The 11914-nt window shown below is 68.0% G+C and carries 4 protein-coding genes and 1 pseudogene; 3 read left to right on the top strand and 2 right to left on the bottom strand.

Features of this window, described 5'->3' with window-relative positions; all coding sequences use genetic code 11:
* The 3 genes and pseudogenes from BT264_RS33740 to BT264_RS33730 all read left to right on the top strand — a co-directional run.
* Positions 1 to 264: pseudogene (locus BT264_RS33740) on the top strand (acetyl-coenzyme A synthetase); the annotation flags it as partial.
* Positions 265 to 481: 217 nt separating this feature from the next.
* Positions 482 to 1552: a porin gene (locus BT264_RS33735; protein WP_072444425.1), complete on the top strand. Its 1071-nt coding sequence runs from the start codon at positions 482 to 484 to the stop codon at positions 1550 to 1552.
* 223 nt (positions 1553 to 1775) lie between these two features.
* Positions 1776 to 3182 carry a methyl-accepting chemotaxis protein gene (locus BT264_RS33730; protein ID WP_072444427.1) on the top strand — a complete coding sequence of 469 codons (1407 nt, stop codon included), beginning with the start codon at positions 1776 to 1778 and terminating at the stop codon, positions 3180 to 3182.
* Between the two features lie 161 nt (positions 3183 to 3343).
* On the opposite strand, the gene pbpC is transcribed toward BT264_RS33730, so the two are convergent.
* Entirely contained in the window at positions 3344 to 5737 is a 2394-nt protein-coding gene (pbpC, locus tag BT264_RS33725; RefSeq protein WP_072444429.1) for a penicillin-binding protein 1C, read from the bottom strand.
* A 45-nt stretch (positions 5738 to 5782) separates the two neighbouring features.
* A complete protein-coding gene (locus BT264_RS33720) occupies positions 5783 to 11785 on the bottom strand; it encodes an alpha-2-macroglobulin family protein (RefSeq protein ID WP_072444431.1) in 6003 nt (2000 codons plus the stop codon).
* Positions 11786 to 11914 lie beyond the last annotated feature (129 nt).

Genomic DNA, 11914 nt, shown 5'->3' with positions numbered 1-11914 from the left:
GCATTCGTGGTGCTGAAGCGTTCGCGTCCGGAGGGCGAGGAAGCGGCGGCGCTCGCGAAGACGCTGCGCGACTGGGTCGGCAAGCAGATCGGGCCGATCGCGAAGCCGAAGGACATCCGCTTCGGCGACAACCTGCCGAAGACGCACTCGGGCAAGATCATGCGGCGCCTGCTGCGCTCGCTTGCGAAGGGCGAGGCGATCACGCAGGACACGTCCACGCTCGAGAATCCGGCCATCCTCGATCAGCTGAATCGTTCGATGTAACACCCCCCACTCCGGCGGGCGCTTCGCTTCGTCGCGACGCCGGAGCGCGGTCGCATGCGCGCGCTCCACGCCGGGCACGCGGCCGCATTCCGGCCCGCACGAGGCACCGCCGTGTGTTCCCCGACAGCACGGCATGCAGGCGGCATGCATCGCATCCGTCATCGCAGTATTGATTAGTCATACGTATTACAAAACTTGAAAAAAACGGAGACAGACGATGAAGAGCAGGACATGGACGATTTGCGCGGCGCTGCTCGGCGCGGCGGCGAGCACGAACGGCTTCGCGCAGAGCAGCATCACGCTGTACGGCGACCTCGACGCGGCGTTGCTTTACACGAGCCGGTCGCTCGACTCGACGACCGGCGCCAACGCCGGCCGCCAGTTCGCGCTGACCGACACGGGCATGACACCGACCAACTTCGGGATGACGGGAACCGAGGATCTCGGCGGCGGGCTGCACGCGAAGTTCAAGCTGGAGAGCGGCTTCAACATCACGGACGGCGCGTTCGGCCATTCGAACGGCAACTTCTTCGGCCGCCAGGCGTGGGTCGGGCTCGACGGCGGCTTCGGCGAGACGAAGATCGGCCTGCAGTTCTCGCCGTTCGTGCTCGCGGTGCTCGGCTCGGACCCTCGCAATATCTCGCACTTCGGCGCCGCGCTGATTCCGTACGTCGACAACGTGCTCGTCACCGGCCTCTTCAACCCGAACGCGATTTCGTACACGAGCCCGACGATCGGCGGGCTGACGGGCAGCGCGATGTTCGGATTCGGCGGCAAAGCCGGGGACTTCCAGGCGGGACGCCAGTATTCCGGCAGCCTCACCTATACGAACGGCGGCTTCATGCTCAACGCAGCGCTCTACGACGGCAACGGCGGCACGTCGCCGACGCCGGTTTCGAGCACGGTCGCGTTCGTCGGCCGCACGATCGGCACCGCGTATACGTTCGGGCCCGTGACCGGCAAGGCATCGTTCACGAGCTACAAGGTCGCCGGTTCGTTCAGCAACAACGTGTATAGCGCCGGCCTCGACTATCGCGTCACGCCGGCCCTCGACCTGAACACCGGCGCGTGGTACACGATCGATCGCAACGATTCGCACAATCATTCGCTGCTCGCCGCGGTCGGCGCCGATTACAGCCTGTCGAAGCGCACGGGCCTTTACGCGCAAGTCGGCGTCGTCAACAACCACGGCGCGATGAATACGGGCCTCGGCATCACGGGCGGCGCATTGTTCGGATTGCCCGGCACGACGGTCGGCGCCAACGTCGGCATCCACCACGTCTTCTGACGCGACGCATCCGGACGGGCGATCGGCGCTCGCTCGTCCGGCCCCCGCGTCGAAAGCCGGCCGTCGTAAAAACGGAACGCGCGGCGCTGGCCCGACAATCCGGATTTCCGATCCTGACGTTTACCCGCCCTCAAGTCGGCGGCCGCGCCGCCGTCAAGTCAGGAGCGCACACCCAGCATCCGTCAACGACCGGGAATGCGTGCCCTCAAGGAGACCCAGCACCGTGAACCTCTTCGGAATCGGCCGCGGCCGCCGTTCGTCGCGCGCGCTCGTCGGCGACATCGCCGAGCAAGCCGGCAAGCTCGGCATCGAGATCTGCGACGTCTCGGGTCATGTCGAGGAAGTCGCCGCGCGCGTCGCCAGGCAGGCGGAGGTCTGCCACACGCTGCGCGAATCGGCCGCCGTCACGCTGCGCGGCAACCACCGGATCGCCGAAGCCGCGCAGCAGGTGCGCGCCGTCAGCGCCAATGCGTCGAGCGCGGTCCAGAAGTCGCAACAGACGATCGAGGCATCGCTCGCCGACATCCACGGCCTCGTCGAGGGCGTCACCTCGATCGGCAGCCAGATGGGTGCGCTGCGCGACGCGCTCGATCACGTGCGGGCCGTGTCCGAGGAGATCTCCGTCATCGCCCGCCAGACCCACCTGCTCGCGCTGAACGCCGCGATCGAGGCCGCGCGCGCCGGCGAGTCGGGCCGCAGCTTCGCCGTCGTCGCGGCCGAGGTCAAGAACCTGTCCGCGAAGACCGGACAGGCGACGGCCCAGATCGAGACGACCCTCGCGCGCCTGGCCGAGCAGACCGAACACCTGATCGCGGAGGGAACCGACAACGCCGCGCGCGCCCATCGCGTCCGCGAAGGCACGCGCACGATCGGCGAGGTCGTGCACACGACGGGGCACGCGATCACCGAACTCGCCGGCGAGGCCGAACAGATCGCATCGCTGACGGACGAGATCGAGACGCAATGCCTCCGTCTAGAGGAGCAGGTTGGCGAAATGGCGTCCGGCGTCGAGGATTCCAGCGACAACTTCTCGCAGGCCAAGGACCGGCTCGGCAACCTGCTCTCCGTCTCGGAGACGCTCATCGAACTCACGGCCGCGACCGGCATCGAGTCGCCCGACACGCGCTTCATCGAAACCGCGCGGAACACGGCCGCCGCGATCAGCAAGCTGTTCGACGATGCGGTCGCGCGCGGCGATATCGCGCTCGACGCGCTGTTCGACGCGAACTACGTGCCGATTCCCGGCACTGATCCGCAGCAGTTCATGACGCGCTTCACGGACTTCACCGATCGCGTGCTGCCGGCCGTCCAGGAGCCGGTGCTCGAGATCGACGAACGCATCGTCTATTGCGCCAGCTTCGACAAACAGTGCTACCTGCCGACCCACAACCGGAAGTTCTCGCTGCCTCAGCGCGCAGACCCCGCATGGAACGCGGCGAACTGCCGGAACCGCCGCATCTACACGGACCGGACGGCGCGCACCTCCGTGTCGCATACCAAACCGTTCCTGCTGCAGACCTATCGGCGCGACATGGGCAACGGCAACTTTGCGCTGATGAAGGACGTTTCGGCACCCATCCTTGTCGGCGGACGGCAATGGGGTGTCCTGAGGATCGGCTACAGCGCATGAATCGGTGCTGGCGGGTCGTCCGCGCGGCGCCCGCACCGGCGCACGAAGTGCCGGTCCGGACAGATCGCACAAGCGACCGCCCGCTCGGGCGACCTGACCGGCTTCGCCGCGTTCGACTGCCGCATGGGCGAGATCGCCGCGATCGATTTCGTCGCGCGCCCCTACTGCTCGAGCCCGACCGCCAGCGGCCGCTGGTCGCTGCGGCCATGATCGTCGACCACCCGCACCGTATAACCGCCGGCCGTGCGCGGCTGCCAGAACAGCGCGTCGCCAGGCGCGCTGCGGCCGACATACGCATCGTTGACGAACCAATAAAGCGCATGCGCGCTCGCATCGGCTGTCGCATTGAACGCGATGCGCGTATCGTCGGCGCTCTTCACGCGCATCGCATAGGTACTGCCGCGCAGCGGCGACGTGATGCGCGGCGGGTCGCCGTCCACTTGCCCGGCGTCGCGGCAGTCCGCATTCTGCGGCGGCCGTCGGCGCGGAATGCCGGCCTGCACGAACACCTGCTGCAGGTCCGACGGCCAGAACTCGAAGATCTCCGTATGCGTATGCTTGCCGTCGTACGGCGGGCATGCGGCCTTCCCCGTCGCATCGTCGATCACGACGGGCCGGTGCACGGTGCTCACGCGGATCGGCGACGTGCCCGGAATGAACCACGTCCAGCCCTGCTGCGGGCACCATTCGTTCGGCAAGTCTCCGCTTGCAAGACAGATCCGCACGCGCTTCAGGTGCGGCGGCACCGCGCGCGGCGGCTCGACGAGCGTGCGCTCGGCGTTCAGCGCGTCGACGATCTGGAAGAACAGCGGCGCGGCCGCATCGACGCCGACGAAGGCCGTGTTGGTCGAATTGTCGAAGTTGCCGACCCATACAACCAGCACATACGGGCCGAACACGCCGGCCGTCCACGCATCGCGAAACGACCATGACGTGCCGGTCTTCCAGTAGACCGGCACGCCCGACGGCTGCGCGCCGCTCGTCTCGTCGGGGCGCAGGTGCTGGCGCAGCATGTCCATCGTCATGTAGCTCGCCTCCGTGCTCAGCAGGCGCCGGCCGGGCGCGGCCGGTTCGTCCGCGCGCAGCCGCAGCGGCCTGAACTCGCCGCGATTCGCGAGCATCGCGTACAGCGCCGCGAGATCCTGCATCGTCACTTCGCCGCCGCCGAGCACGAGCGCGAGCCCGTAGTGCTGCGCGCTCGCGAGCCGGCGCACGCCGGCTTCCTGCAGGAAGCCGTACAAATCGGGCGACTTGAGCTGCGACGCGACCCACACGGCCGGCACGTTGCGGCTGCGGTTCAGTGCATCGGTCGCGGTGATCGGCCCAAGGAAATGGCCGTCGAAATTCTCCGGCGCATACGGGCCGAACGCGGTCGGCACGTCGCGCAGCACGGTCTGCGGATGCAGCACGCCCTGGTCGAAACCGAGCGCATAGATGAACGGCTTGAGCGTCGAGCCCGGCGAGCGCCGCGCGAGCGTGCCGTTCACCTGCCCGTCGATCGTGCGATCGAAGAAGTTCGCGGAGCCGACCAGCGCCTTCACGCCCATGTCGCGCGTATCGACGAGCAGCGCGGCCGCGTTGCGCACGCCGCGCGTGTCGTTGCGAGCGACGTAGCGCGCGATCTGCCGTTCGAGCGTGCGCTGCAGATCGAGATCGAGTGTCGTCACGAGCTGTGCGCCGGCATCGCCCGATGTCGTGCGCCATGCGCTGCGCGCGGCAAGCGCCTGGTCGACCACGTGCGGTGCGTCGAACGGCAGCGCCGACAGCGGCCGCATCGCGAGCGGCAACGCGAACAGCGGCTTGAGCGACGCATCGCGCGGGTGCTTCGTCAGCCAGCGCGTGTACAGCCGGTTGCGCGACGCGGCCAGCGCGCGGTTGATCTCGTCCTGCCCGCCGCGCACGCGCCGCGCCGGGTCCTGCGGAATCACCGCGAGCGCGAGCGCCTCGGGCAGCGTCAGCGCGTCGGGCATCCGGTCGAAATAGACGACGCTCGCGGTGCCCGCGCCTTCGACGTTGCGGCCATACGGCGCATCGTTCAGATAGGCTTCTAGGATCTGCCGCTTCGAATAAAAGAGTTCGAGCTGCACCGCGCGCGCGACCTGCTCGAGCTTGCCGGCCGGTGTGCGCGTGTTCAGGCGCCACAGCGAGCGCGCAAGCTGCATCGTCAGCGTCGAGCCGCCCTGCGGGTTGCCGCCGCGCACGTATGTGATCCACGCGCCGCGTGCGAGCCCGTACGGGTTGAAGCCCGGATGCCACCGGAACCACCGGTCCTCGTGCAGCATCACGGCTTCGACGAGTTGCGGCGACATCCGGTCGAGCGGCACCCACAGCCGGTAGCGGTCGTCCTTCGCGAGCGTCAGGCGCAGCAGCCGGCCGTGCGCGTCGACCACCGCGACCGACGACGGCTTCCAGTCGCGCAGCGGCGGATGCGGCCACAACCGGCACGCGGCCAGCGCGCCGAACACGAGCAGCGCGCCGGCGATCCAGTTCTGCCAGCGATGCAGCCAGCGGCCGGCGCCATGCAGCGCGCGCCGCAGCACGGATGCGTCAGCCACGCGCGGGCACTCCTGCCACCCGGCACGGCCAATGCAAGCGCGCCGTCATCGCACGCGCTCCACCGTCAGCGTCGTGCCGCCGGGCGCCTGCGCCTGCACGCGGCGGTCGTACATCGACTCGCCATACGCAGGCGGCGCGACGAAGCGGCCCGCGTTGCTCGCCTTGATCCGGTAGACGAACTCGCGCACGTCGGTCGTCGCGGTGCCGTAGATCACCACGCGATCCTCGCGCACATCCGCGAACTGCGGCTGCCACGTCGAACCCGTCACGCCGATCGGCGAGCGCCACGGTGCATCGGCCGCCGGCGCCGACGCGCCGCCGTCGCCATTGCCGTCGCCGTCCTGCGCGTCGGTCGCCGGCGGCGGCGCGATCACCGGGTCGAAGCCGCCTGGCAGCAAATCGACGATCGCGATATTGCCGACGTTCGCCGAGCCCGTCGCGCGGATCTTCAGGTGCACGTCGATTTCCTGGCCGAGCGTGATCCTGTCGAGCGGCTTGCCGTTCGTATCGGTGTAGTCGCGCACGATCTCGAGCCCGTTCTTGATCGCCTTCGTCGACGTGCCGCGGTCGTAGCCCGACTGGCTTGCAACCCACCACGCGGGCAGCGCGCTGCCGTTCACGAAGTCGACGCGCGACGCACCGGCCGCCCACGTGCCCGAGCGCACGAGGTTCGCCTGGATCGACGACACGTCCTTCGGCGCGGCACCCGCACGCACCTCGTCGATCGCGAGCTGGTCGAGCTGGCCCGCGTTCGACGCCGCATACGCATCGAGCGCGAGGATCGTCATCGCCGACGACAGCGTGTTGTAGCGGTTGTCGACCAGCGGCGCGGCGATGTTGTCCATCGCGCGCGGCGACAGCTTGCGCACGCGTTCCGGGAAGTGCTTCGCGAGCAGGTACAGCACGCTCGCGTCGCGCGTCAGCGGATCGATGTAGTATCCCGCCACGTAACCGCCGTCGGACGCACGCTTGCGTTCGAGCAGCGCCTGCGGGCCCGCGATCAGCGCAGCGGCCTCCTTGTCCTGCTTCAGCAGTTGATACGATGCGGCAAGCCATGCGGCCGCGAGATCGTTCTTCCAGTCGTTCGGATACGCATCCTGCAGGCGCTTCTGCACGGCCGCGAGGCTGTTGGTCGTCACGTTGCCCTGGCGCGTCAGCAGGTACACCGCGTACGCGCGCTGCCGCAGCAGGTCGAGCGAGCCGAGCGAATCGTTCGCCGCGAGCCTCTGCAGATACTGGTTGCCCGCGTCGAGCATGTCCTTCGGCACGACCGTGCCGCGTTCGCGCGCGTCGAGCAGCACGTGCATCGCATAAGCGGACACGAACGGATCGGCATCCGGCGTCGCGCTCCACAGGCCGAAGCCGCCCTGCGCGTTCTGCCGGCTGCGCAGCACGCCGACGAACTGCGTGATTGCGCTGGCATTTGCTGCATCGGCACCGGCTTCGGGCGCATGCATCGCGCTCGTCAGCGCACGCACCGACAGCCACTTCGATGCGAACACGCGCGGCACGGCCGCGCTCACCATCTGCTCGCTGCAGTAGTGGTCGAAGTTGACGAGATACGACGACAACCCTTCGGACAGCACGAGCGGCGCGGTCGAGATGCTCGCGTCGCGCGACGCATACGCGTCGTACATCGGCCGCAGGTTCGGCACGCTCGCCTTCTTGCCCGGATCGAGCCGCGCGATGTCGAGCTGCGTGCGGAACGCGGCTGCCGGCCGCACCGACACGTCGACGCGCTGCTGCGCGCCCTTCGCACCGTAGCGCGCGCCGAACGACAGCATGCCCGAGCCGAGCGTGTCGGTCGCCTTCACGCGGAACAGCGCAACGCCCTCATGCTGCGGTGCGAGCGCGACGTTCTGCGTCGCCGGCCCGATCACCTGCAACTGCGGGCCCGTCTTCAGCGTCACCGCGACCGGCACCGGCTGGCTGCCGACGCCCGTCAGGTTGTTCGCGACGCCGACGCTGACGTCGGCCTCGTCGCCTGGTGCGAGCGTCGTCGGCACGTTCGGCGACAGCACGAAATCGCCGCGCACCGTCGTCGCGCGTTCGAACGTGCCGACCAGGTCCGGCGACACCGACACGGCCATCACGCGCAGCTTCCCGTTGAAGTAGTCGGGCACCGTGTAGCTCAGGCGCGTGTCGCCGTTCACGTCGACGATTCCCGACCAGTAGACGACCGGCTTGTCGCGCTTGCGCTTGAACGGGTTCAACTGGCGGCCGATCGCGTCGTCGGCGTCGCCGCCGGGCGCGGCCATCGCCATCAGCTTCTCGAAGTCCGGCAGGATCAGGTCGAGGATCTGCGACGTGCCGACTTCGAGCATCCGCTTGCGGAAGAAGAACTTCAGCGGATCGCCGAGCTTGTAGCGCGCGACCTGCAGGATGCCCTCGTCGACGGCGAACACGACGACCTTCGCGGGCTTCGCCGAATGCACGGTGAAGGTGGCGGTGTCGCCCGGCTTCACGAGCGCCGGCGCGTCGATGGTCAGCGCGTTGCGGCGCGCGTCGAGGTTCACCGAGAACGGCACGACGCCGTAGCTCAGCGGGCTCATGAAGATCTCGTCCGACGACGGATCGCGGATGTACTGCACGTTGATGTAGCCGTTGCCTTCGAAGCCGGCCGGCACCGTGATGTGCTGGATCGAGCTCGTCGTGTCCGCATGGAACCATGCGTGCGCATACACCTTGTCGCGCTCGATCGTGATCAGGCCGCTGCCCGCGTAAGGCGCGCGGATCGCGATCTCGACCTGCTCGCCCGGCTTGTAGTCGTGCTTCGCGAGGCTCACCTGCAGCTCGGCGTTGCGGTCGAGCGAACGCGTGACGTTCGCGTCGCCCGCAACCGAATACTCGATCCGGTTCACCGCGGTGCCGTCCGCGCGGCGGATCACGAGCGCATAGCTGCCCGGCTTGTCGGTGCGCAGCGCGAAGTCGAGCCCGGCCGCCGGAATCGTCAGCGGTTTCTCGTCGACCGGCACTTCCTTCAGCCGCGAATCGTATTTGTACGCGCCGGAATCCTGCTTGGTCAGCACCGACACGTAGCGTTCCTCGACGAGCTGTGCGCGCAATTCCTTCACGTCGATCGCCTTCGCGCCCGGGTCGATCGCGACGAGCCGCACCGTGCGCGGGCTGCCGCGCTTCACGTAGCCGAGATCGTCGACCGACTTGTAGCCGACGAGCCAGTCGTTGTTCGACACGAGCGTCTGCGCGTTCGCGGCGACGTTGCGCCCGCCTTCCGCTTCATACGCCTTCGCCTGGAAGTAGAGCTGATAGGTCGCATCCGCGTACTTGTCGAGATCGAGGTCGAACTCGGCATGCCCCTTGTCGTCGGTCGTGCCGTCCTGCAGCGTCGTCGTATAGCCTTCCCTCGCGCGGCGTGCATCGAAGAAGCGATAGCCCTGCCAGCTGCGGAACGACGGCCACACCGGGCGCAGCGTCAGCGTCGCCGCGACGCGGCGCTTCTCGGCCGGCGTGCCGAACAGGTTCTGCGCATCGACGATGCCCTTCAGCCCCTTCGGCTTCACCCATCCTTCGACGACCTGCTGCGACAGCTTCGCGTCGACCTTCATCCGGTCGGGCATGAACTCCTTCACCTGCACCGTCGTGCTGCCGATCGGCTCGGCGCCCGGCTGGCCGTCCTTGACGATGTACAGGTTGACCGTCCACGTGCCGGTCGGCGACGTTTCGGCCGTCGTATAACCGAGCTCCGTGAAGCCCGTCGCGTCGACGGTCACCGGCTTGCGTTCGACGGTGATCCCGCGCGGGTCGACGATCTCCGCCTGCAGCGGCACGCCGGCCGGGCTGCGCGCCCAGCTCGCCGCGCGCACGATCAGGCCGATGTGGAACGGATCGCCGGGCCGGTACAGGCCGCGATCCGAGAACAGGTACGCGGACAGCTGCCCCTGGCCCGTCGCGTTGCGTTCGCCGTCGACATCGAAGCGCGAGAAATCGAGCTGGCGATCGCGTCCGGCCACCGGCAGGAACGACAGGTCGCCGTCCTTCTTCACGACATACAGTTGCGGACGCTTCTCGCGGTCGAGCCCCTTGAATGCGGGGAAATGCACGACGCCGTCGGCGCTCGTAGTCTGCGAGAACAGCGTCTGACCGTTCACCGCGAGCACCGACACGGTTGCACCCGCAACCGGACGGCCGTTGCGGATCGACTGGACGAACACGTCCTGGCTGCCGTCCAGCGCGCGCTTGACCAGCATCCCGAGATCGGTCACGACGATCAGGCGCGTGTCGCCGAGCGCGTTGTCGCTGTCGTCGCCGTTGCCGTTGCTGTCGCCCGAATCGGCGTTGTCGGACTGATCCTGGCTGCCGTCGCCCGACGATGCATCGCCATCCTTCGCATCGTCGGCCTTCTTCTTTTCGGCCGCCGGGTCGTACTTCGACAGGTGCAGCAGGAACACGCCGCGCTTGCCGCCCTTCAGGTACTGGCCGAGATCGATGCCTTCGTAATGCGCCTTGCCGGGGTCGCCGGCCGGGAACGCGCGCGTCTGCACGAAGCGCTCGACGATGTGATCCTCGCTGAACGAATACGACAGCTCGGGCCGCGCATACGTGCCGTTGTTGAAACTCACCAGATGCTGGAGCTGGTCGGGCACCACGCGGCCGATCTCGATCTTCATCCCCGGCAGGTTGCGCGATACGACCGACAGCCGCTTGCTGCCGCTCATCGACAGCAACGAGCCGTCGGCCATGAAGCGCAGCAGTTTCGGATAGTCAGGCACCGTGAACGCGGTCGTCACCGGCGCGCCGAGCAGATAGCCGCCGGCCGATTTCAGGTCGCCTTCGAAACGCACGACGATGCGGTCTCCCGGCGTCGCGTGATACTTGAAGCTTTGCAGCGTCGCGAAGTCGTTCTCGGTCGGCACCGCTGCGAGCGGCAGCGGCTTAGACTGCTTCAGCACCGCGTCGCTGATGTCGGCCACATTCCATTCGTACGGCGGATCGTCGTCGGACTGATCGACGCCCGGCTTGCGCTTCGGCAGCACCCACGCCTTCGCGCGCGCGGCGAGATCGGCGCTGCGCACGCCGTCGGACGTTTCGGCGACGAGCACTTGCTCGGGTTCGTAACGCTCGTTGTCGACAAGCGTCGGCGCGACGTTGCCGATCGAAAGGCTGTAGAGGCCCGGCACGCCGACCGACGCGTGCAGCACCGCCGGCGTGCCGTCGCCGCCGCGCGCGCTCTTCACGCCCTTGTCGACGTCGAGCCGCACCGACAGCGGATCTTTCGGAATCTCGAGCGGTTGCGAATGGACCCACGCGCTCGTCTTCATCTTGTCGTAGTTGACTGTGTAGCGCAGCGGCGACACGGTCTTGCCGTCACGGCCGACCAGCACGAGGCCGATACGCTTCTCGAACTCGGCCGGATCGACCGGATAGTTGAAGCGCAGTTGCAGCAGCGCCTGCTTCTCCGCCGGATTGTCGGGGTTCTGGTAGAACTGGTTGTCGCCCGACTGCGCGGTGAACGCCGGCAGGTCGAACGCGAAATGGTCGTCGTGCATCGTCACCTGCGGCGCGAACACCTGGCGCACCGCGAAGCGCACTTCAACGTGCGCACCGACCGGCCAATCGGCCGCCGGCGTGAAGCGCAGCGTCTTGTCGTCGGCCCACTCCCACGCGCCCTTCAGCGCGGGCGTCATCTCGATGCCCTGCCCGGCCGGCTTGCCGACCAGTTCGATCGGCGCGGCCGATCGCGAGAACGCCACTTCGAGCGGATGCACGGTGATCTTCGGCTTGTCGCTGTCGTCGACCTCGTAGGTCGTGATCGCCGGCGCCTTCACGGTAAAGCCGACGGTCTCGGGCTCCGGCGGCTTCGGGCGATGCTTGAACCAGTACCCGCCGTAACCGAGCGCGGCCGCGAGCAGCACGATGCCGCCGGCATGCCACGGGCGGCGGCGCACGGCCGCGGCGGTGATGCCCGCCCACGCGGGCGCCGTCCACGATACGTCGCCGACCAGCGGCCGCAGCACGCGGCCGAGCAGGCGCCAGACGAAGCCCGCCGCGCGAATCGGCAGGAGCAGCAGGAAACGCAGCAAATCCATTTTGTTATTTCCTTGTCAAGGACGTGCTGCCGGCTGCGGCGACGTACCCCGAGATTTATTGGTCTGTGACGGCGCGGCCCTGGTTGCGCCGTGAATGCTTGGAATGTTTGGTTCGACCGGATGCTGGCC

The organism is Burkholderia sp. NFPP32, from assembly GCF_900119325.1.
Classification (GTDB): domain Bacteria; phylum Pseudomonadota; class Gammaproteobacteria; order Burkholderiales; family Burkholderiaceae; genus Burkholderia; species Burkholderia pyrrocinia_C.
The sequence above is the reverse complement of the archived record's forward strand: the minus strand, read 5'-3'. Positions and strand labels throughout refer to the sequence as shown.